Annotated in this window: 24 protein-coding genes and 1 pseudogene; 14 read left to right on the top strand and 11 right to left on the bottom strand. The window is 66.4% G+C overall.

Annotated features, from left to right (window positions below):
- Window positions 1-41: 41 nt before the first annotated feature.
- From BUA54_RS10770 to BUA54_RS10750, 5 genes are all read left to right on the top strand, one after another.
- A complete protein-coding gene (locus tag BUA54_RS10770) occupies window positions 42-1,031 on the top strand; it encodes a hypothetical protein (protein ID WP_072857257.1) in 990 nt (329 codons plus the stop codon).
- Entirely contained in the window at window positions 1,028-2,485 is a 1,458-nt protein-coding gene (locus BUA54_RS10765) for a tetratricopeptide repeat protein (RefSeq protein WP_072857256.1), read from the top strand. Before BUA54_RS10770 ends, BUA54_RS10765 begins: the two co-directional genes overlap by 4 nt.
- 68 nt (window positions 2,486-2,553) lie before the next feature.
- Window positions 2,554-2,982 (top strand): VOC family protein, encoded by a 429-nt coding sequence (locus BUA54_RS10760; protein WP_072857255.1) that lies wholly within the window; start codon window positions 2,554-2,556, stop codon window positions 2,980-2,982.
- 1 nt (window position 2,983) lies between these two features.
- The gene (locus BUA54_RS10755; protein WP_072857254.1) at window positions 2,984-3,688 is read left to right on the top strand and encodes a DUF1194 domain-containing protein; all 705 of its coding nucleotides are present in this window, start codon (window positions 2,984-2,986) and stop codon (window positions 3,686-3,688) included.
- Window positions 3,685-4,659 (top strand): DUF1194 domain-containing protein, encoded by a 975-nt coding sequence (locus BUA54_RS10750; protein WP_342742709.1) that lies wholly within the window; start codon window positions 3,685-3,687, stop codon window positions 4,657-4,659. The genes BUA54_RS10755 and BUA54_RS10750 overlap by 4 nt, the downstream gene beginning before the upstream one ends.
- On the opposite strand, the pseudogene BUA54_RS10745 reads toward BUA54_RS10750, so the two are convergent.
- The 3 genes and pseudogenes from BUA54_RS10745 to BUA54_RS10735 all read right to left on the bottom strand — a co-directional run bounded on the left by BUA54_RS10745 (window position 4,653) and on the right by BUA54_RS10735 (window position 5,894).
- Window positions 4,653-5,171: pseudogene (locus BUA54_RS10745) on the bottom strand (MarR family winged helix-turn-helix transcriptional regulator). The gene BUA54_RS10750 and the pseudogene BUA54_RS10745 sit on opposite strands and share 7 nt — an antisense overlap.
- 58 nt (window positions 5,172-5,229) lie before the next feature.
- A complete protein-coding gene (locus BUA54_RS10740; RefSeq protein ID WP_072857253.1) occupies window positions 5,230-5,508 on the bottom strand; it encodes a succinate dehydrogenase assembly factor 2 in 279 nt (92 codons plus the stop codon).
- Window positions 5,505-5,894 carry a helix-turn-helix domain-containing protein gene (locus BUA54_RS10735; protein WP_072857252.1) on the bottom strand — a complete coding sequence of 130 codons (390 nt, stop codon included), beginning with the start codon at window positions 5,892-5,894 and terminating at the stop codon, window positions 5,505-5,507. The genes BUA54_RS10740 and BUA54_RS10735 overlap by 4 nt, the downstream gene beginning before the upstream one ends.
- 81 nt (window positions 5,895-5,975) lie before the next feature.
- Between BUA54_RS10735 and BUA54_RS10730 the strand changes: the two genes are divergently transcribed.
- Window positions 5,976-7,178 carry a pyridoxal phosphate-dependent aminotransferase gene (locus BUA54_RS10730; RefSeq protein ID WP_072857251.1) on the top strand — a complete coding sequence of 401 codons (1,203 nt, stop codon included), beginning with the start codon at window positions 5,976-5,978 and terminating at the stop codon, window positions 7,176-7,178.
- Window positions 7,179-7,241: 63 nt separating this feature from the next.
- Window positions 7,242-7,673 carry a hypothetical protein gene (locus BUA54_RS10725; protein WP_072857250.1) on the top strand — a complete coding sequence of 144 codons (432 nt, stop codon included), beginning with the start codon at window positions 7,242-7,244 and terminating at the stop codon, window positions 7,671-7,673.
- On the opposite strand, the gene BUA54_RS10720 is transcribed toward BUA54_RS10725, so the two are convergent.
- The 4 genes from BUA54_RS10720 to BUA54_RS10705 form a co-directional block, all read right to left on the bottom strand.
- Window positions 7,664-8,272, bottom strand: coding sequence for a DedA family protein (locus BUA54_RS10720; RefSeq protein ID WP_072857363.1), 609 nt, complete (start codon window positions 8,270-8,272; stop codon window positions 7,664-7,666). The genes BUA54_RS10725 and BUA54_RS10720 overlap by 10 nt on opposite strands.
- 19 nt (window positions 8,273-8,291) lie before the next feature.
- Window positions 8,292-9,665: an MATE family efflux transporter gene (locus tag BUA54_RS10715; RefSeq protein ID WP_072857249.1), complete on the bottom strand. Its 1,374-nt coding sequence runs from the start codon at window positions 9,663-9,665 to the stop codon at window positions 8,292-8,294.
- 136 nt (window positions 9,666-9,801) lie between these two features.
- Window positions 9,802-10,686, bottom strand: a complete 885-nt coding sequence (locus BUA54_RS10710) for an NAD-dependent epimerase/dehydratase family protein (RefSeq protein WP_072857248.1) — start codon at window positions 10,684-10,686, stop codon at window positions 9,802-9,804.
- A gap of 13 nt (window positions 10,687-10,699) precedes the next feature.
- Window positions 10,700-11,650: a D-2-hydroxyacid dehydrogenase family protein gene (locus tag BUA54_RS10705; protein WP_072857247.1), complete on the bottom strand. Its 951-nt coding sequence runs from the start codon at window positions 11,648-11,650 to the stop codon at window positions 10,700-10,702.
- An 88-nt stretch (window positions 11,651-11,738) separates the two neighbouring features.
- Between BUA54_RS10705 and BUA54_RS10700 the strand changes: the two genes are divergently transcribed.
- The 5 genes from BUA54_RS10700 to BUA54_RS20830 are packed head-to-tail and all read left to right on the top strand — an operon-like array spanning window position 11,739 to window position 16,335.
- Window positions 11,739-13,022, top strand: a complete 1,284-nt coding sequence (locus BUA54_RS10700; RefSeq protein WP_342742708.1) for an alpha/beta hydrolase family protein — start codon at window positions 11,739-11,741, stop codon at window positions 13,020-13,022.
- 59 nt (window positions 13,023-13,081) lie between these two features.
- Window positions 13,082-13,330, top strand: a complete 249-nt coding sequence (locus BUA54_RS10695) for a hypothetical protein (protein ID WP_072857246.1) — start codon at window positions 13,082-13,084, stop codon at window positions 13,328-13,330.
- A complete protein-coding gene (locus BUA54_RS10690) occupies window positions 13,327-13,701 on the top strand; it encodes a type II toxin-antitoxin system death-on-curing family toxin (RefSeq protein ID WP_072857245.1) in 375 nt (124 codons plus the stop codon). Before BUA54_RS10695 ends, BUA54_RS10690 begins: the two co-directional genes overlap by 4 nt.
- Window positions 13,702-13,761: 60 nt before the next feature.
- Window positions 13,762-15,717, top strand: coding sequence for a DNA gyrase/topoisomerase IV subunit B (locus BUA54_RS10685; RefSeq protein ID WP_072857244.1), 1,956 nt, complete (start codon window positions 13,762-13,764; stop codon window positions 15,715-15,717).
- 3 nt (window positions 15,718-15,720) lie between these two features.
- Window positions 15,721-16,335: a hypothetical protein gene (locus BUA54_RS20830; RefSeq protein WP_143155398.1), complete on the top strand. Its 615-nt coding sequence runs from the start codon at window positions 15,721-15,723 to the stop codon at window positions 16,333-16,335.
- 191 nt (window positions 16,336-16,526) lie between these two features.
- Here the strand turns inward: BUA54_RS20830 and BUA54_RS10680 are convergent, their stop codons facing one another.
- The gene (locus BUA54_RS10680; protein ID WP_072857243.1) at window positions 16,527-17,177 is read right to left on the bottom strand and encodes a DUF3047 domain-containing protein; all 651 of its coding nucleotides are present in this window, start codon (window positions 17,175-17,177) and stop codon (window positions 16,527-16,529) included.
- Between the two features lie 122 nt (window positions 17,178-17,299).
- Here BUA54_RS10680 and BUA54_RS10675 point away from each other — a divergent pair, with 122 nt between their 5' ends.
- On the top strand, window positions 17,300-18,007 hold the full coding sequence (locus BUA54_RS10675; protein ID WP_072857242.1) for a DUF1194 domain-containing protein: 708 nt from the start codon (window positions 17,300-17,302) through the stop codon (window positions 18,005-18,007).
- On the opposite strand, the gene BUA54_RS10670 is transcribed toward BUA54_RS10675, so the two are convergent.
- Complete coding sequence (locus tag BUA54_RS10670) at window positions 17,981-18,379, bottom strand: c-type cytochrome (protein WP_072857241.1); 399 nt, start codon at window positions 18,377-18,379, stop codon at window positions 17,981-17,983. The genes BUA54_RS10675 and BUA54_RS10670 overlap by 27 nt on opposite strands.
- A gap of 113 nt (window positions 18,380-18,492) precedes the next feature.
- Here BUA54_RS10670 and BUA54_RS10665 point away from each other — a divergent pair, with 113 nt between their 5' ends.
- Window positions 18,493-18,906, top strand: a complete 414-nt coding sequence (locus BUA54_RS10665; protein WP_342742707.1) for a DMT family transporter — start codon at window positions 18,493-18,495, stop codon at window positions 18,904-18,906.
- On the opposite strand, the gene BUA54_RS10660 is transcribed toward BUA54_RS10665, so the two are convergent.
- Entirely contained in the window at window positions 18,903-19,592 is a 690-nt protein-coding gene (locus tag BUA54_RS10660) for an ABC transporter ATP-binding protein (RefSeq protein WP_072857239.1), read from the bottom strand. The genes BUA54_RS10665 and BUA54_RS10660 overlap by 4 nt on opposite strands.
- Window positions 19,585-20,868 carry a lipoprotein-releasing ABC transporter permease subunit gene (locus tag BUA54_RS10655; protein WP_072857238.1) on the bottom strand — a complete coding sequence of 428 codons (1,284 nt, stop codon included), beginning with the start codon at window positions 20,866-20,868 and terminating at the stop codon, window positions 19,585-19,587. Before BUA54_RS10655 ends, BUA54_RS10660 begins: the two co-directional genes overlap by 8 nt.
- Window positions 20,869-20,883: the final 15 nt, after the last annotated feature.

Below are 20,883 nucleotides of genomic sequence, written 5' to 3'. Positions count from 1 at the left end.
GTGCAGGTCAGTTCAAGACGACGTCGAGAGAGGGCGATTCCATGATCCGTTCCATCTGCACGGTGGCCGCACTCGCCCTGCTTGCGGCCTGCGGCGACGGCCAGCCACTGTTCGACGTGCCCCCGCCGGAAACCGGCACCGGCACCACCGACCCGACCCCCGGCAGCAGCATCGTGCGGACAGAGGCATCAGCGGCGGACGGATCGGCGCTGGTCAGCGACGTGTCCTACAATCAGGCCGAGGACACCTTTACCGTGGACGGGATCGGGTTCGACGGCGCCAATGTCTACACCCGGCTTCCGGGCGAGATGGGCAAGTTGGGCCGGAACGACGACACGGACGTCTTTGCCGCTGCCGCCACCGTGACCGACCCGGTCAGCGGCCGCCCGGTCAGCCAGATCCCCGCCTACCGCGCGCTCTATCGGGAAAGCGCCGTCAAGGTCGACGGCGAACCGCGCACCAGCTACGCCGTGGTGCAGACCGGGGGCTATCTGGACTACGGCTATGGCGGCACGGTCTATCAGCGCAAGGGCGGCGTGGTGCTGCCCGACAGCGGTCAGGCGACCTTCAGCGGCGACTACGCCGGGGTGCGCGTCTTCGACAACCAGACCGGGCTGGAATACGTCACCGGCGACATGACCCTCGACATCGACTTCGACGATTTCAACGCGAACGATGCGGTGCGGGCGCGGCTGAGCAACCGCGTCGCCCTTCGGGAAAACGGCAAGCCGATCCCACTCGGCACCGGCGAAACCGATCTGAAACTGCCGACGGTGCTGATGTCGATCCAGGAGGGCGCGCCGTCGCTGGACGCCAACGGCGAGATCAGGGGCGAGCTGAAGTCCGTCGTCCGCAACGCCCAAGGCACGCTGGAGACCTACGAGACCGGAACCTTCAGCGGCATCGTGGCCGGCGACGCCACCACCACCCCGGGTGGAGAGATCGTGGGCATCGTGGTGCTGGAATCGGCCGATCCGCGGTTCGAGGGCGTGAACGTGCGCGAAACCGGTGGCGTGATCCTGAACCGATGATCCTCCGCCCCCTTCTTGTGGCCTGTCTGGCGCTGGCGCCCCTCGCCGGCACGGCACAGCAGCCGTCCGCCGCCGCCGCGACCCTCTCGCCGGACCAGATGCGCGGTCTGGCGCTGGACCTTCTGGACCGGGGTCAACCGGCAGAGGCGACGGGCCTGCTGGACGCCCTGCTGCAGCGCGATCCGGACGATGTCGCGGCGCTGATCCTCGGGGCGCGGGCCGCCTTCGACCGGGACGATCCCGCCGAAGCGCAGCGCCTTGCCGCCCGCGCCTACGGTCGCGCCCCCGACGATACCACCCGCTACGTCGCCGCGCGTCTGGCGGCCCGCGCCCAGGCGGCGCAAGGCCACGACACCCGCGCGCAGTTCTGGCTGCGCCGCGCGCGGCAATATGCGCCCGACGCGGCAGAGGCCGAATCCGTGGCGCAGGACTATGCCTTTCTGCGGGACCGCAATCCGCTGTCGGTCGATCTGTCCTTCGGCATCAGCCCGTCGAACAACATCAACAACGGCACGCAGTCCGACGAGGTCGTGATCGGCGGCATCGCCTTTCTGAACAACAACAGCGCCAAGCCGCTGGCGGGCATCCAGTACGACGCCGGCGCGACATTGACCTACCGCCTCGACGCCTCGGACCGGTCGGCGACCTTCGCCGAACTCGCGCTGCGCACGACGCAGTACACCCTCGCGGGATCGGCGCGGGATGCGCTGCAAGAGGATATCGACAGCGCCGCCGCCCGCGGCTTTGCCACCGACGATCTGCCGCGGAACGGGCACGACTTCGCCTATACCGCCGCGACGGTGACGCTGCTCAACCGGACGATCCACCGCGCGGGATGGCTGCCGACCACCTATTCAATGGGCCTCGGGACCAGCTGGTACGGCGGCAATCACTACCAGACCACGCTCGATCTCGGGGTCAGCCACGCCGTCGCCATGGGCCCCCGCGCGCGGCTGCAATTCAGCGGCGGCCTGCGCCAGGATTTTGCCGACGAACGCTCCGGCGCCTTCGGCACCCCGCCGCCGGCGCGGGCCTCCGTCCTGTCGCGCGACGCGCTGAGCTATACGGCCGGGCTGGGCTACGTCCGCATCCGCGACGACGGCGACCGGCTGAGCCTGTCGGTCTCGGACCGTGTCAGCCGGTCCGACGACACAGAACGCGACTACAACGCCCTGCAGATCGGCGTCGGCTATGATCTGGCGCAGCCGATCATGAACGTGGGCTTCGGCTTCGGCGTTCAGCTGGAACAGCGCCGGTTCGAAAATTCCTTCTTCGTCGACGGCATCCGGCGCGACTATACCGTCACCGCGCAGGTGACCGCCCTGCTGGAAAACGTGGAATACTACGGCTTTCAGCCGGCCGTCACCGTGGGGCTGGGGCGCACCTTTTCGGACTCGGCGCGGTTCGACACCCGGTACGGCACCGTCGGGCTCGACGTGCGGTCGGCGTTCTGACCCATGGGCTTGGCAGTCGCGGCCACAACGCTAGGTCCCGGACCAGACCCCTTCCAAGGAGCACGACAATGTCGCTGAAATACCTGCACACCATGGTCCGCGTAAAGGATCTGGAAAAGACGATGGCCTTCTTCAACCTGCTCGGCCTGCGTGAAATCCGCCGCAACGACAGCGAGGCCGGCCGCTTTTCCCTGATCTTCATGGCCGCCGAGGGCGACGAGGACTGCCCGGTGGAGCTGACCTACAACTGGGACGGCGACGATGGCCTGCCGTCGGACAGCCGCCATTTCGGGCACCTCGCCTATCGCACCGATGACATCTACGCCCTGTGCCAGCACCTGATGGACAACGGCGTCACGATCAACCGGCCGCCGCGCGACGGCAACATGGCCTTCGTGCGCTCGCCCGACAACATCTCGATCGAGCTTCTGCAGAAGGGCGAACCGCTGGCCAAGGCAGAACCCTGGGCCAGCATGGAAAACACCGGTCACTGGTAGGATGGGCATCCGGGCGGCCTGTCTGCTGGGCGGCGCGCTTCTGGCGCAGCCCGCGCAGGCCTGCCGCCTGGCCCTTGTCCTCGCGATCGACGTTTCCTCCTCGGTCGACGCGACCGAGGACACCCTGCAACGGCAGGGTCTTGCCAGCGCTCTGATCGCACCGGAGGTGATGGCCGCCTTCTTCGCCGCGGACGACCCCGTGGCGCTGAACGTGTTCGAATGGTCCGGCCGTTACAATCAGGCGCAGCTGGCCGGCTGGACACTGATCCGCAGTCCCGCCGATCTGACGGCCCTGTCGCAGCGCATCGCCACCAGCCAGCGCAGCCACAACGATTTTCCCACCGCCCTCGGCTACGCGCTCGGCTATGCGGCGGGGCAGTTGCAGGCGGCACCCGCCTGCCTGTTCCGGACGATCGACGTCGCCGGTGACGGCATCAACAACGAGGGTTTCGGCCCGGCGGAGGCCTATGCCGCCTTTCCCTTCGACGACGTGACGGTGAACGGTCTGGTCGTCAATGCCGCCGATTTCGAGGGCGAGGTCGGCCTGCTGTCGTTCTACCAGAACGAGGTGATCCGCGGCCCGGCCGCCTTCATCGAGATCGCGACCGGTTTCGAGGACTACGCCGCGTCCATGCGCCGCAAGCTGATCCGCGAGCTGGGCGCGCAACTGCTTGGCGGCACCCCGGTGCGCGTGCCGCAGGGGTGAGCCGTCTGCGTTTGATCCTCGGCCCGAACCTCTGCCGCGCCGGTCCGCCGGCGCAGGCCGCCTGCCGTCAGGCGCTGGCCCCGATCCTCGGCCCGGTCCTCTGCTTCACCGGTCCGCCGGTGCAGGCCGCTTGCCGTCAGGCGCGGGGTCTGATCCTCGGCCCGGTCCTCTGCCTCGCCAGTCCACCGGCGCAGGCCGCCTGCCGTCAGGCGCTGGCCCTGATCCTCGGCCCGGTCCTCTGCCTCGCCGGTCTGCCGGCGCAGGCCGCCTGCCGTCAGGCGCTGGCGCTGGGGCTCGACATCTCCGGCTCCGTCGATGCCGTGGAATACGGCCTGCAGCGAGAGGGACTGGCCCAGGCGCTGGGGGCAGCGGCGGTGCGCGACGCACTGTTGCAGCAGCCGGACGCCCCCGTCCGCCTGACGGTCTTCGAGTGGAGCGGACCCACCGCACGAACCGTCATCTTGCCCTGGACCGCGATCACCGACGCCGCGGCGCTGGATACCGCGCGCGCGCGGATCAGGACCGCGCCGCGCAGCCTGCAGGACCAGACGACGGCGCTGGGATCGGCCATGCTGGCCGGCTTCGCGATGCTGGAGGCGCAGCCGGATTGCTGGACCCGCACGCTGGACCTGTCCGGCGACGGCATCGCCAACACCGGCCCCCGTCCGCAGGACATCCCCGCCAGCCGGACACCGCCGGGCGTCACAGTCAATGGCCTGACCATCGGCACCGGGACGCCGCCGGGTGCCAATGACAGCACACACCCGCAAGGGACCGGATCAGGCGGCGGTGCCGCCCTTTCCGATGGCGCCGCGCTGGCGGCCTACTTCCGTGCCTTCGTGGTGCGTGGGCCCGGCGCCTTCGTCGAGCAGGCGATGGGCTTCGACGACTACGCCGCCGCAATGGAACGCAAGCTGCTGCGCGAGTTGAAGAGCCTCGCCCTGTCCGACGCGACCCCGGCGCGTCAGTAGATATAGCGGATCTGTTCCGTCCAGTAGCGTTCGATCCGGCGCAGGGAGCCGGTAATATCCTCGATCCCCTACTGGTCCACGACGCCGCGCGACAAGAGCCCCTCTGCATGGGTGGCGAACAGGTCCGACACGATCTGTCGAATGCCGCGCCCCTTCTGCGTCAGGCGCACGCGCACCGACCGGCGATCGATCTCTGATCGTTCGTGGTGCATGTATCCGCTGTCGACCAGCTTCTTGAGGTTGTAGCTGACGTTGCTGCCCTGATAGTAGCCGCGGGTCTTCAACTCTCCCGCCGTCACCTCGTTGTTGCCGACGTTGAACAGCAGCAAGGCCTGCACCGGGTTGATTTCCTGCACGCCCATCCGTTCGAATTCATCCTTGATGACGTCCAGCAGCAGACGGTGCAGCCGTTCGACCAGCAGCAGGCTGTCGAGATAGGTGGCCATGAAGGCCGTGTTCGCGGGTGACGACCCCGCGTCGACGGTGGGTTTCAGGTTGGCGTGCAAGGTCATTGCCGTCTCCATTTCGACTGTCTGGAATGGAGCATCGCGCAAATTGTCAAAAATTCGGTTAAGTTGCGTGCGGTCGTGTCAGGCCCGTCGCCCCGGCGGCGATGTCGGCCACGAGGGGCGCGAACCGGTCCGGCGCCACGCCCTGCCCGCTGACCCAGTGATAGATATCAAGGTCGCTCTCCTCCAGCAGGGCCTCGTAGGTGGCCAGCGCCGCGGCGTCGTAGTCCTGCAGCCGACGGCGGGCGAAATCCGACAGGATCAGGTCCATCTCCTTGATCCCGCGGCGCATCGACCGCATCACCAGACGCTTGCGCGCGATCTCGACGGGCTCGGTCATCGGGGATCCTTCAGGGACGCACGCAGACGCTTTTCAAGCCGTGCCAGCCGGTCGGCACTGGCGGCGATGGACAGGCGCAGCTCGCGCAGGTCGGCCAGCAGCGTCAGGGTATCGGCGTCGGGTGTCTCCTCCTCGGACGGCGGCGGCAGGCCGTCGCCACGTCCGGTCATCAGCCACGTCAGGCTGACCCCCAGCATCCCCGCCAGCATCTGCAGGCGGTTCGCGCGCGGTTCCTTCACGTCCTCTTCCCAGGCGGTCAGGGTTTCGACCTTGACGCCAAGCCGGGTCGCCAGACCGTCGACATCAAGGCCGGCGGCCTCTCTCGCTGCGGTCAGACGGTCGCCGAAGGTGGCGGCATCGTCGCTGTACCAGTCGGAATCGGGCATCGCATTCTCCTGATCGCTTGCGTGGGGGCGGTCCGGCATCCTATGACACAAACCAAAGCCCTTGGCCACCGGATGCCCCTCATGACCTTCCTCTCTGCGACCCTTGACCGCGTCAAACCCTCGCCCACCATCGCCGTCACCACCCGTGCCGCGGAATTGAAGGCGCAGGGCCGCGACATCATCGGCCTCGGTGCAGGAGAGCCGGATTTCGACACGCCGGACAACATCAAGGCGGCGGCCGTGCAGGCGATCCACGACGGCAAGACGAAATACACCGCGGTCGACGGCATCCCGGAGCTGAAGCAGGCGATCTGCGCCAAGTTCAAGCGCGACAACAACCTCGACTACAGCCCCGCGCAGGTCAGCGTCGGCACCGGCGGCAAGCAGGTGCTCTACAACGCCTTCATGGCGACGCTGAACCCGGGCGACGAGGTCATCATCCCCGCCCCCTACTGGGTCAGCTATCCCGACATGGTCCTTCTGGGCGGCGGCACCCCGGTCTTCGTCGAAGGCGCGCTGGAGCGCGGGTACAAGATCACCGCCGACCAGCTGGAAGCCGCGATCACCCCGCAGACGAAGTGGTTCCTGTTCAACTCTCCCAGCAACCCCACCGGCGCCGGCTACTCCTGGGACGAACTGGCCGCCCTGACCGAGGTGCTGCTGAAGCACCCCCACGTCTGGGTGATGACCGACGACATGTACGAACATCTGGCCTACGGCACCTTCACCTTCTGCACCCCGGCAGAGGTCGAACCGAGGCTCTATGACCGGACCCTGACCGTGAACGGTGTCAGCAAGGCCTACGCCATGACCGGTTGGCGGATCGGCTACGCCGCCGGGCCAGAAGCGCTGATCAAGGCGATGCGCAAGGTGCAGTCGCAGTCCACCTCGAACCCCTGCACCATCAGCCAGTGGGCCGCGGTTGAGGCGCTGAACGGCACGCAGGCCTTTTTGAAGCCCAACAACGACATGTTCGTTCGCCGCCGCGATCTGGTGGTCGACGCGTTGAACGACTGCCCCGGCATCCAGTGCCCCCGGCCAGAGGGCGCCTTCTACGTCTACCCCTCGATCAAGGATTGCATCGGCAGGACCAGCCACGGCGGCGCCCTGCTCAAGGATGACGAGGCCTTTGCCACCGCCCTGCTGGACGAAACCGGCGTCGCCGTGGTCTTCGGCGCCGCCTTCGGCCTGTCGCCGCACTTCCGGGTCAGCTACGCGACCTCGGACACCGCCCTGATCGAAGCCTGCGCGCGGATCAGGACCTTTTGCGAAGGTCTGCGGTAAGACGCCGCCGCCTTGCCCCGGGGCGACGGTTTGCTATCGTGCTGACGAAAGGGGACCGGACCCATGGGAAGTGACCTGCCAGACTACTACTTCCGCATCCGCGAAAACGGGGCCGCGGTGTTCCGTGTCGACACGGAAAACCGTCAGCGCCGGATCGAGATGGACCAGCTGGCGACCGTCAACGTGCGCAACGGAGAGGTCAAGCCGCAGGGCGACCGCGTCCTGACGGCCGAAGACATCGCCGCGATCCAGACATGGCTGGACGAACGTGTCGCGCTGCTGGCCCGGCGCGACATCGACGACATCCACCGGGCCGTGGATTATCTGAACATCACGACGCAATGGGTGCAGGCCAAGGCCACGGACCACCAGCTGGAGGATGTGACGGACGCGCTGCTGCTGGCGATGCACGACCTGCGCACGGTGCTGGTGCGCAAGAAGGCGGACCGGATGATGGCCGCCGACCGCAAGGACGGGTCCGAAGATCAGGCGTGACGCCGCCGCATCAGCTGTCGCACCACCCGGTAGACATAGGCCACGGCGATCGCGCCGAGGATCACGTTCGTGACCGGGTTGAGCCAGGCCTGCACCCGCTCGTACTGGGACTCGAGGATGTAGCCCGCCGCGATCAGCGCCACGTTCCAGATCGCACTGCCGGCGGTCGTGTAAAGCAGGAAACGCCACATCTCCATTTCCGTCAGGCCGGCGGGGACGGAAATCAGGGTCCGCACGCCGGGGATCATCCGACCGAAGAACGTGGCGCCCTTGTCGTGGCGGTGGAACCATTCGATCGACCGGGTGACATCCTCCTGGCTGAGGGTCAGCCAGATGCCGTAGCGTCCGATGAACCGCTGCAGGCGGTCACGTCCCAGCCTGCGCCCGACCTCGTACCACAGCCATGCGCCGAGGACCGACCCCAGCGTGCCCATGATGAAGATCGCGACGAGGGACAGTTCGCCCTGCGCCGCGCTGAACCCGGCAAGCGGCATCACCAGTTCCGACGGAATGGGCGGAAAGACGTTTTCCAGAAACATGACGATGCCCACGCCCAGCGCGCCCATCGTGTTGATCAGGTTGGTAATGAAATCGAACATGCCGAACCAACCCGCCGCGTCAGACGGCGGTTCCCTGCGGGACTGCATGTCTTTGCGTGCCGGTCCAGAACCGCAGCGTCAGGGCCACGGCGGCGAAGGACAGGCCGATCACCAGCCCCAGCCACAGCCCCTGCGGCCCCAGCCCAAGGGGGAAGGCCAGCACATAGCTGGCGGGGATCGCGATCACCCAGTAGCTGACGGCGGCGATCACCATCGGCACGGCGGTATCCTGCACGCCGCGCAGCAGTCCCAACGCCATGACCTGCGCCGCGTCGACCAACTGGAACAACGCCGCCAGCGCCAGAAGCTGCGTGCCCAGCGCAAGGATCTCGTCCCGGACGGGGGATGCGGTATCGATGAAGACGCCGATCAGCGGCCCCGGGAAGACGAGGAAGACGAAGATCGTGAAGGCCACGAAGCAGCCCGACATCGCCGTCGCCGCGATGCCGCCGCGCCGCAGGGCGACCATGTCGCGCCGCCCCACGGCCCGCCCGGCCCGCACCGTGGCCGACTGGCTCAGCGCGATATGCACCATGAAGGTCAGGCTTGCGAGCTGCAGCGCGATGCCATGGGCGGCGAGCGGGATCTCTCCGATCCAGCCCATCATGATGGCCGAGGCGGTGAAGAGACCGCTTTCTGCCAGCGAGGTCACGCCGATCGGCACGCCGAGGCGGAAGACCCGGCCCATGACCTGCGGATCGGGCCGCAGCGGATTGCGCAGCAACGCGTACTGCGGCAACCGGCGCAGGATATAGATCACCAGCACGACGACGGTGCCCGCCTGCATCGTGACCGACGCGATGGCGGCGCCGCGGATCCCCAGCTCCGGCGCGCCGAAGTTGCCGAAGATCAGGACGTAGTTCAGCGCGATGTTCAGGATCGCGGCCACTACCGTCGACCACAGGATCATCGCCGTCAGTTCCAGCGCCACGAGGAAGGCCTTCAGCACCATCACGATCAGGGCCGGGATCAATCCCAGCACGATGATCCAGAGGTAGTCCGCCCCCGCCGCCGCCACCGCCGGCGTCTGGCCGATCGCCAGCAGGATGGGTTCCGCCACGAAGAACGGCGTGGCCACAATCGCGCCGTAGAGGATCGACAGCCAGACCGCCATGCGCGTCGCGCGCCGCGCGGTCTTGATGTCGCCCGTCTCGGCCGCGGCGGCCACCAGCGGCGTCACCGCCTGCGCAAAGCCCGCGCCCACGATGAAGATCACGAAATAAAGGCTCGTCGCCAGCGTCGCCGCCGCCAGCGCCGTCACGTCGTACCAGCCCAGCATCAGCGTATCGGTGATGTGGATCGCGAACTGCGCGAGGTTCGACAGCATCAGGGGCACGCCCAGGGTCAGGACGGCCCGGAAGTGCTGGGCATAGGTCTGTGCGGGTTGGGTCATGGACAAGGCTTTATGCGCGAACCGGGTCCGGGTCCAGACGCGGCGCGCGTCAGGGGCGCCTCTCCGATTTTTCTAGAAAAATCGGCACGGGGCTCTGCCCCGCACCCCGAGGTATTTGCAACGAGAAGAAGGGGGATCAGCCCTTCAGCACGTCGCGCCAGCTGTGCCTGGGTGCGAAGCCCACCATGCGCTTGGCCTTGGTGTTGTCGTAGAAGGTCTCGGTCTCGCCCATCTCGCGGCGCTTTTCCACGCCCTCGTAAAAGCGCGCGATCACCTCGTCCGTCGTCAGGTTCACGCTCATGTCGTCGTTCGACACGTTGAAGACCTCGTAGCCCAGACCGTCCACGGCCAGGCAGCGTTCCACCATCTGCGCCAGATCGCGGGCGTCGATGTAGGCAAAGATGTTGCGGCGGCGCTTTTCCGGATGGGCCATGAAGTCAGGAAAGTTTTCCGCGTATTCCTGCGGCTCGATCACGTTGTTGATCCGCAAGCCATAGATGTCGGCGCCCGACCGGGCCTGAAAGCTGCGGGCCGTCGCCTCGTTGCAGACCTTGGACATGGCATAGCTGTCCTGCGGCACCATGGGGTGATCTTCGTCCACCGGGATGTAGTCCGGCTTCTTCTCGCCGTCGTGAAAGCAGATGCCGTAGGTCGTCTCGGAACTGGCGAAGACGATCTTGGGCACGCCCGCCTTCACCGCAGCGTCGATCACGTTGTAGGTCGACAGGGTATTGATGCGGAACGTCTCGTTGTCCGGCACGATCATGATGCGCGGGATCGCCGCGAAATGGACGACGGCGTCGTAACGCGGCACGCCGGTCCCCGGCTCCAGCTCGTCGAAGTCGGCATAGGCCTGCATGGCGCTGGCCACCTGCCCCGCGTCGGTCAGGTCGACCCGCAGGCTGCGCCCGTCGGCGGGGGCATCGAGGTCGACATTGGTCACGTCATGGCCAAGATCGCGCAGGTGCTGGACGGCATATCTGCCTGCCTTGCCGCTGCCGCCGGTGAAAAAGATGCGCATGGGTCTGGGTCCTTCAAAGTTCGCGGATCGGGGTGCCGGCCTGAAAGGCGCGGATCGCCTCGACCGTCTGGGTATAGAACAGGCGAAAGGTCGCCTCCGTCGTGTAGCCAAGATGGGGCGTCAGCAGCAACCGGCCTGATGCGATCAGGTCCGCATCCCGCAGGGGGTCGTCCTGCGGCAGCGGTTCGGTGTCGAAGACGTCCAGCCCCGCCATCGCCGGCCGGCCCGCGCGCAGCCCGTCCAGCAGGGCGCCCGTGTCCACCAGCGGCCCGCGCGAGGTATTGATGAAGACCTGCCCCTGCCGCGCGGCGTCGAAAGCCGCCTGCCCCACCAGCCCGCGCGTGTGGTCCGACAGGACCATGTGGACCGAGACGACATCCGCCCGCGCCATCAGGGCGGGCAGCGTCTCCATCCGGCCCACCCCCAGTGCGGCGCAGCGCGCGTCGGTCAGGTTGGGTGACCAGGCGACCACGCCCATGCCCAATGCCTTGCCGATCGTGACCATCTGCGCACCGATGTTGCCCAGCCCGATCAGGCCCAGCGTCAGCCCCGCGACGTCGCGGCCCAGACCCACCTGCCAGCCGGTGCCGTGCAGCGCCGCGACCTCCGGCAGCAGGCGGCGGTTCAGGGCCAGCATCATCAGCGTCGCCAGTTCCGATGTCGTGGTCTTGCGGCTTTCGGTCCCGCAGACGGTCACGCCCGCCGCCCGCGCGGCCTCCAGATCGATGCTGGCGTTGCGCGGTCCCGTGGTCACGACCAGCCGCAGGTTGGGCAACGCGGCGATCAACGCCGCGTCCAGCGGCGTGCGTTCGCGCATCAGGCACAACACCTCGAAGGGCTGCAGGCGCGCGCGCAGCGCATCGCCCGTGACCGTGTCGTCGAAGACCGTCACCGCGCCCAGCCCGTCCCAGTCGGCCAGCCGCAGCGCGGCGCGGGCGTAGTCGTCGAGTATGGCGATCTTCATTGTATCCCCTCCGTGGTTGCGGTCTACCTAGGCCGAGGACCCGCCCGTGACCAGCCGCGTCACATCCAAGTCTTGGAGGAGACACCCCGTGAACCGCATCCTGCCGGCCGCCCTGATGGCGCTGACCGCCCTGCCCGCCGTGGCACAGAACCGCATCGACGTGATCCGCCCCGACGCGCCGGAACTGGCCCCATACGGCGACTACACCGTCGGCGTGCAAAGCATGACCTTCACCAATCCCGATCAGGTCGACGTGGTGAACACCGCCGCCGAGGGCGAGATCGCCCGTTACGACCGCCCCCTGACGGTCGAAGTCTGGTATCCCGCCGCCGAAGGCACCACCCCCGGCGGCACCTATACCGCAATCCTGCGCGACGGCACGACCGAGGTGCCGCTGCAGGGTCAGGCCGTCCCCGACGCCGCCCCCCTGACGGGAGAGACCTTTCCGCTGGTCATCATCAGCCACGGCTATCCCGGCAACCGCTGGCTGATGTCGCCGCTGGCGGAAAACCTCGCGTCGAAGGGCTATGTCGTGGCCAGCATCGACCATACCGACAGCACCTACGACAACAAGGGCGCCTTCGGATCGACCCTCTACAACCGACCCTGGGACCAGAAGTTCGTCATCGACCAGATGGCGGCGCTGGACGGCGATCTGGGCGCGATGACCGACGCCGACAACGTGGCCGTCATCGGCTATTCCATGGGCGGTTACGGTGCGCTGATCCTCGCGGGGGCCGGCGTCACCGAATCCATCGTCGACGGGAAATACGGCCCGCCCCAGCGCTTGCTGGAACGCAACGTGATGGGCACCGACACCCATGCGCAACTGGCCGACGACCGCATCAAGGCCTTCGCCGCCTTCGCCCCCTGGGGCAACAATACCGGCTTCTGGAATGCCGAAGGCCTGGCCGGCATCACCAAGCCGCTGCTGCTGATCGCGGGATCGGTGGACGATGTGGCAGGCTATGACGCGATCCGCGGCATCTTTGACGGCACGGTGAACAGCGACCGCCACCTGCTGACCTACGTCGACGCCAACCACAACGCCGGCGCGCCGATGCCCGCGCCGCAGGAAGGCTATGCCATGAACGAGGAACTGGGCTTCGCCCCCTTCGAGCATTACGCCGACGCGGTCTGGGACAACGTGCGGATGAACAACATCGCGCAGCACTTTCTGACAGCCTGGGTCGATCAGAACCTGAAGGGCAAGGACATGTCGCAGTACTTCGACCTGACCCCCGATGCAGCGGACGGTGTCTGGGCGGCGGACGACGCGGGCGAGCCGACCGCGGAAAACACCTATTGGACCGGCTTTCCGAACCGCACCGCCGTCGGCCTGATGTTCGAATCGAAGGCCGCGGGCGAGTAATGCCTTGTCAGGATGTGTACCGGAGTATATATTTTGGTACACATCCACGGGGGTTCGCCATGACACGTCTGCACACCAACCACATCTGCACCATGACCGAACTGCGCGAGCCGCATAAGGTGCTGGAACGCTCCGGCGGCAAGCCCGTGGCGGTGATGAAGAACAGCAAGTGCGTCGCCTACCTCGTCCCCGAGGAAGCGACCCTCCAGGACGAACCGCGCTATGCGACGATGGAAGAGGTGATGGCGGCGATCGAGGCGACGAAGGAACAGGCCGCTCCGGTGCTTGAGTATTTGAAGGACAAGTGACCTTTCTTCTTCTCTCGGTTCAGCAGATCATCGATCTGCACGACGGCATCCTCAACCCCGGCGAACTGCAGGGCATGGCCAAGGACAAGTCACTCGACGGTGCCCTGTCCCGGGTCGAGAACCGGCTCGCCTATGGCATGATCGAGGACGCCTTCGCCCTCGCGGCCGCCCAGGCGATGGCCGTGGCGCAAGGGCATTGCTTCAACGACGGCAACAAGCGCACGGCCTACCGCACCCTGATCGTCAGCCTGTTCCTGAACGGCGTGACCCTGAACGTGGCCCCCACCGTCATCGGCGACCAGATCATCCGCCTCGCCCAGGGCCACCTGCCCGAGGACGATTTCACCGCATGGCTGCGCGGGCAGGTCTGAACCGATTGCCCCGGCCCGCCGGGCCTGCCACAATGGCGCAAACCAAATTAGAGCAGCCTGATGTCCGACCTCCTCTCCGGGGCCACCCCGAACAGCTATGACGCCTCCTCCATCCAGGTGCTGGAGGACATGGAACACGTCCGCCTCCGCCCCGGCATGTATATCGGCGGCAAGGACGACCGCGCCCTGCACCACATGGTGGCCGAGATCATCGACAACTCCATGGACGAGGCCGTCGCCGGTCACGCCACGTGGATCGAGGTCGAGCTGCACGGCAACGGCCACGTCACCGTCCGCGACAACGGGCGCGGCATCCCGATTGGGCCGCATCCCAAGGACCCCACGAAATCCGCGCTGGAAATCGTCTTCTGCACCCTGAACGCGGGTGGCAAGTTCTCCGGCGACAGCTACGCGACCTCCGGCGGCCTGCACGGCGTGGGCTCCTCGGTCGTGAACGCCCTGTCCGATCACCTGCGGGTCGAGGTCGCGCAGAACAAGGAACTCTTCGCGATGGAATTCTCGCGCGGGGTGCCGCAGGGCAAGCTCGAGAAGATCGGCGCCGCCCCCAACCGGCGCGGCACCTCCGTCACCTTCCACCCGGACGCCGAGATCTTCGGCGGCCTGCAGCTGAAGCCCGCGCGCCTCTTCAAGATGGCCCGGTCCAAGGCCTATCTCTTCTCCGGCGTCGAAATCCGCTGGAAGACGGAGATCGACGACGGCGAGACGCCGGCCACCGCCACCTTCAAGTTCCCCGGCGGCCTGTCCGACTACCTCAACGAGACGCTGGGCGGATCGACCACCTACGCCGACGCACCCTTCGCCGGGCAGGTCAGCTTCACCGAGAAGTTCGGCGTCCCCGGCAAGGTCGAATGGGCGATCAACTGGACCCCCGCCCGCGACGGCTTCATCCAGTCCTACTGCAACACCGTCCCCACGCCCGAAGGCGGCACCCACGAAACTGGTTTCTGGTCCGCGATCCTCAAGGGCATCAAGGCCTACGGCGAGCTCACGAACAACCGCAAGGCGGGCAACATCACGCGCGAGGATCTGACCGCCGGCGGCTGCGCACTGGTGTCGTGCTTCATCCGGGAACCGGAGTTCGTCGGCCAGACCAAGGACCGGCTGGCGACCGTGGACGCGCAGCGCATGGTGGACGCCGCCGTGCGCGACCACTTCGACAACTGGCTGGCGGCGGACACGAAATCCGCGGGCGCGATCCTCGACTTCCTGATCCTGCGGGCAGAGGAGCGCCTGCGCCGCAAGCAGGAGAAGGAAACCGCCCGCAAGACCGCCACCAAGAAGCTGCGCCTGCCCGGCAAGCTGACCGACTGCACCAACAAGGACCGCGCGGGCACGGAGCTCTTCATCGTCGAGGGCGACTCGGCCGGCGGCTCCGGCAAGGGCGCGCGGGACCGCAAGACGCAGGCGCTGCTGCCGCTCAAGGGCAAGATCCTGAACGTGCTCGGCGCCGCCTCCGGCAAACTGACGACCAATCAGGAGATCTCTGATCTATGCGAGGCGCTGGGCGTCGGCATGGGCACCCGCTTCAACCTCGACGACCTGCGCTACGACAAGATCATCATCATGACCGACGCCGACGTGGACGGCGCGCATATCGCGTCATTGCTGATGACCTTCTTCTTTACGCAGATGCGGCCCCTGATCGACGCGGGGCACCTCTACCTCGCCTGCCCGCCGCTCTATCGCCTGACGCAGGGGGCCAAGCGCGTCTACGTCTCCGACGACGCCGAAAAGGACCGCGTGCTGGCGCAGGGCCTTGGCGGCAAGGGCAAGATCGACCTGCAACGCTTCAAGGGTCTGGGCGAGATGGACGCCGCCGACCTGAAATCCACCACCATGGACCCCGCCACCCGCAAACTGATCCGCGTCACCGTGGCCGACGAGGAACCGGGCGAGACCGGCGACCTGGTGGAGCGCCTGATGGGCAAGAAACCGGAGCTGCGGTTCGCGTATATTCAGGAGAATGCGCGGTTCGTGGAGGAGTTGGATGTTTAAAGCGTGTTAGAAATCATTCGCACACCGGCGTTAATTCTTATTGCTATATTGTTTTGGTGTCTCTGGAGCCTTCCTTCACTGCTAAACAACAATCCACAGCTCTTCCAAGCCTACGGCGCGATCATAATTTGCTATGGCGTATATTTTTATGGCCGAAACAGACAGCTTAGGGAGAAGTTTCTACAAGATGCCAACTCAGCCGCAATTAATTCCGGAATAAATTACCTTCAAGCAAAAACTGATTTCCATGAGTCAGTGGCACACAACACTGCCAACATGCATACTCTATCATATCTTAAACTATTATCTTCGTTAGGTTTGCAAGATTCCAACGTGCCAGACATGGCAGTTGCCATAAACTCATTGGAAAATCAATCAGGCGACATTGAGGAACACAACAAACTCTACGATGAACTATTGGCGAAGGAAGCCGATTTTAAATTAAAAGTCGAACTGATAGAAAACAGCGGTAAGACTGAAGGAAGATTCGCCGAACTATTTGGACGGTTGGAAATCTGGTTCATTATAATCGGAACATTGCAGAGTAGTTTCGGAGGATATTTTTCAAATTACTTTAATGAAGTGGTGACTCCAAAAATCGAAAACATACTAAATTAGAATTTAAACGCCATAATTCCCAGTTATCGAAATGCGTTTCAGCTTTTTTCATAATGGTTGCCCTGCATAGCAGGAGAATTCTTTGAAAGTCATCTCCAACGCATCGGAAATAATGGGCTTGCCTGTCGCAGCCTGCGAAGATTTCTCCGCTAATCGACAATGGTGATCCGAAACTGGTAGCCGGGTCACCCTCACTCCACCCGCAACCCACCCACCGCCGCCACGATCCGGCTCTTCGTGTCGTCGCTGTCGCCCGACACCGCCAGCCCGATCAGCGCCCCGGGCTCACCTCCGAAGGCGCGGGCGTAGTCGGCGGCGAGGTCCACGCTCTCGGAATACGACCCCGTCCCGGCCTGCCGCAGCGGGATCGTGACCCCGGTGCCCGGCGTGCCGTAGGGCGAGGGCAGCACGGACCCCACTGCGTTGTTGCCGCCATAGGCATATTGCAGCACCCGCACGTCGGACCGGCCCAGCAGCGCCTTGATATCGGCGGAGGCGAGACCGGCGGCCGCCGCCTCCGGCACGAAGACGAAATAGACCGCGAGGTTGCGGTCGTCGCCGCCCTTGCGGCTCAGGTCCGTCGGCGGCACGCCCTCTGTCACGTTCCACGTCCACGACGCGCGGCGGGCGCCCCAGTCGCCCTGCGGCACCCGTCCCCAGGCGATGCTGACCGTCCCGTTCGACACCATCTGCAGGGTCTGACCAAAGCTGTAGTCGTTCGACCCGAACAGCTGCAGCCGCTGCTCCTTCCAGTCGGAAAAGCTGACGGGACCGGCCCCGGCGGTCGTGGCGCCAAGGGTCAGGGCGGCAAGGATCAGGGCGGCGGCGCGCGGGCGTCTCATGGGCGGTTCTCCTTCGGGTTGCCTGAAATCTAGGCCGATCCTGCGCCATTTCACCGCATGACACGCCGTTTCACGCCATTGTCAGGCCGCAACCGGCCAAGGGTCCGCTAGCCTGCGGTCCCATGCGATACCTGATCCCCGCCCTCGCCCTCTGGGCCTCCGCCGCCGCGGCACAGACGGAAACCTCTCTCGAACTGGTGCTGCTGGCGGATGCCAGCGGGTCCATCGACGCGGGCGAGCTGGCGTTCCAGCGGCAGGGCTACGCCGACGCGCTGCTGTCCGATGCCGTGCAAGGCGCCATCGCCGACACCCTGCACGGCCATATCGCCGTGACCTACGTCGAATGGGCCACCAATCAGGTGCAGGTGGTCGACTGGATGCTGATCGACGGGCGACCCGCGGCGCAGGCCTTCGCCGACGCCCTGACCATCGCCCCCCGCGCCGCCTTTGGCCGCAACGCCATCGGTGCCGCGTTGCTTGAGGGGCAGCGCCTGATCGAGGTGAACGACTTCGACGGCTTCCGCCATGTCATCGACTTTTCCGGCGACAGCATGGGCAATTCGTCCGGCCCGCCCATCGTCCCGTCGCGCGACCAGGTGCTGGCGCAGGGCACGGTCATCAACGCCCTGCCGATCCTGCGCCCCGACAGCCCGCGCCGGGCGGGCTACGATCTCGAACAGCTTTATGCCGACAACATCATCGGCGGGCCGGGCGCCTTCATGGTCACGGCAGAGGGGCGCGAGAGCTTCGCCGCCGCCGTGCAGCGCAAGCTGTTCCTCGAAATCGCGGGAGAGGTGCCGCCCCTACGGCTGGCGCTGAAGCAGCGCTAGGTAATTCGACAGCGCGAGGAGTTCGGCCGGCACCGGCACCGGGTTGCCGTCCTCCTCCGTCATCACCACGGGGCCGAGGTCGCCGTCGCCGAAATGCGGCATCGGATCGACGCCGCCGTGCTGACCCCGGTTGAAACCGTCGATCTGGCTCATCACCCGGTCCTGCGGAAAGGTGCCGCCGTTGCGGGCGCTGATCGTGGTCAGGTCGGCGGGCGCCTTCGGCAGCCCCGCCGCCATCGGCCCGTCGCCGCGCCCGCCCTTGCCGTGACAGCCGGCGCACTGCGCCATGAAGGCCGCCTCTCCGTCGATCTGCTTGCTTTCAGGGGCGCAGGCGGCCAGCGCAAGACCAAGGCCGAGGATGATGTAACGCATGAGGTGCCCGCCCGCTTGTGCGCGCCGGTTCTCCGGCGCATGTTGCCTGCGACGATGGGCGCAGGACGGCGTCTTGGCAAGTGAGGTTGGCGATGTCGTTGCAGGTGTGGATCATGTTGGCCACGGGATTCGGCATCCCGGTACTGGCCGCGATGAACGGCGCGCTGGGGCGCCACATCGGGTCGCCCGCGGTGGCGGCCTGCGTGCTGTTCGCCGTGGCCTTCGGCATCGCGCTGATCGCCGCGCTGGTGACGAACCCCGGTGCCGTGGCGAAGCTGCCCGGCGCACCGCGGCAATGGTTCATGGCGGGGTTCTTCGTCGCCTTCTACGTGCTGGCGATCACGTGGATCGGCCCGGACATGGGGATCGGGCGGGCGGTATTCTACGTCCTGCTGGGACAGCTGATCGCCGCCGCGGTGATCGACCACTTCGGCCTGTTCAACGCCCGCGTCGCCGTCCTGACGTGGAGCCGCGCGGCAGGCATCGCCCTGATGGTCGCGGGGATCTACGTGACCCAGCGGGTCTAGGCCGCGCCCGCCACCAGACGCCCGTCCACCAGCCGCACCGCCCGGTCCATCCGCGCGGCAAGGTCGAGGTTGTGCGTCGCGATCACCGCCGCAAGGCCGGTGCTGCGCACCAGCCCCATCAGCGCGTCGAACACCCGGTCCGATGTCGCGGGGTCGAGGTTGCCGGTCGGCTCGTCCGCCAGCAGCAGGACGGGATCGTTCGCCAGCGCGCGGCAGAAGGCGACGCGCTGCTGCTCGCCGCCCGACAGCTCCGCCGGGCGGTGGCTGGCGCGGTGGGCGACGCCCACGGTGTCGAGGAGTTGCATCGCGCGGGCCTTGGCATCCGCATCCGCCACGCCGTTCGCCATCTGCGGCAGGGTGATGTTCTCCAGCGCGGAAAACTCCGGCAGCAGGTGGTGGAACTGATAGATGAAGCCCACGTCGTTGCGCCGGATCGCGGTGCGCCTGCGGTCGCCCAGATCGGTCATGTCCTCGCCCCGGATCGCCACGGTGCCGGTGTCGGGCGTATCCAGCAGACCCGCGATGTGCAGCAGCGTGGACTTGCCCGCACCCGAAGGCGCGACGAGGGCCACGACCTCTCCCGGCTGGACGGTCAGGTCGACACCGTTCAGCACGCGCACCTCGTTCGGCTTGCCGTGGTTGTAGCCCTTGCGCAGGTCGCGCAGCGTCAGAATCGGATCACTCATAACGCAGCGCCTCTACCGGGTTCATGCGGGCCGCGCGGCGGGCCGGAAAGATGGTGACGATCCACGACAGCCCCAGCGACAGCACCACCGACGACAGCACGTCGCCCAGCTGCAGCTGCGCGGGCAGTGCGTAGATGCCCCGGATCTCGGGGTCCCAGACCCCGCCGCCCGCGACGTAGTTCACGAAAGAGAAGATCGGGTCGATGTAGAGCGCGAACAGGCAGCCAAGGATCAGCCCCAACACCGTCCCCACGGTCCCGATCCCCGCCCCGCAGATGAAGAAGATGCGCAGGATCGACCCTTCGGTCAGGCCCATGGTGCGCAGGATGCCGATGTCGCGACCCTTGTTCTTGACCAGCATGATCAGGCCGGAAATGATGTTCATGGACGCGATCAGCACGAGGATCGACAGCAGGACGAACATCACGTTGTCCTCGACCGTCAGCGCCCGCAGGAAGGCCCCCGCGCTGTCACGCCAGGACCACAGGTAGGCATAGTCGCCCGCGGCGGCGAGGATGCCGGGCATCACCTCCTCGACGCGGTCAGGGTCTGCGACCATGACCTCGATCTCGTCGGCGACGCCTTCGCGGTTGAAGAAGACCTGCGCCTCTTCCAGCGGCATGTAGACCCGCGTCTTGTCGATGTCGTAGCGCCCGGCGGTGAAGATGTATTCGACCGGATAGACGCTGACCCGCGGGCTGGTGCCCATCGCGGTGCGCACGCCGTTGGGGGAGATCAGCTTGATCCGGTCGCCCACGGTCACGCCCAGTTCGCGTGCCACACCCGACCCGATGGCGATGCCCTGCGCGAAATTGTCAAGGCTGCCGACCGCCTCCTCGGGATTGGCGATGCGGGGGACGGCGCGCAGGTCGGCCTCGGTGATACCGAAGACCTCGACCCCTGCGTTTTCCGTGCCGCGGTTCGCCATGACCTGCTGGCGCACAAGGGGTGCGGCGCGGGTGACGCCGGGCACCTTGGAAATGCGGTCGGTCAGGGCAGCGTAGTCGCTGATGATGCGGGTGAACTGGTCGGTGCCCTGAATGGGCGTCTGTTCATAGACCGTGACATGGGCATTGGCGCCAAGGATCGTATCCACGAACTCTGCCCGGAAACCGGACCGGATCGCCAGCGTCGCGATCAGCGCGAAGACCGCCAGCGTGATCCCGATCAGGCTGATCCATGTCATCGTCGACACCCCGCCCTCGGCCCGCTTGGCGCGGATGTAGCGCCAGGCGATCAGCCATTCGAAGCGGGCAAAGGGCGGCGTATGGGGCATTGCGGTGTCCGGTCC

This window comes from Loktanella atrilutea (assembly GCF_900128995.1).
Classification (GTDB): Bacteria; Pseudomonadota; Alphaproteobacteria; order Rhodobacterales; family Rhodobacteraceae; genus Loktanella; species Loktanella atrilutea.
This window is presented reverse-complemented; position numbering and strand designations above follow the sequence as displayed.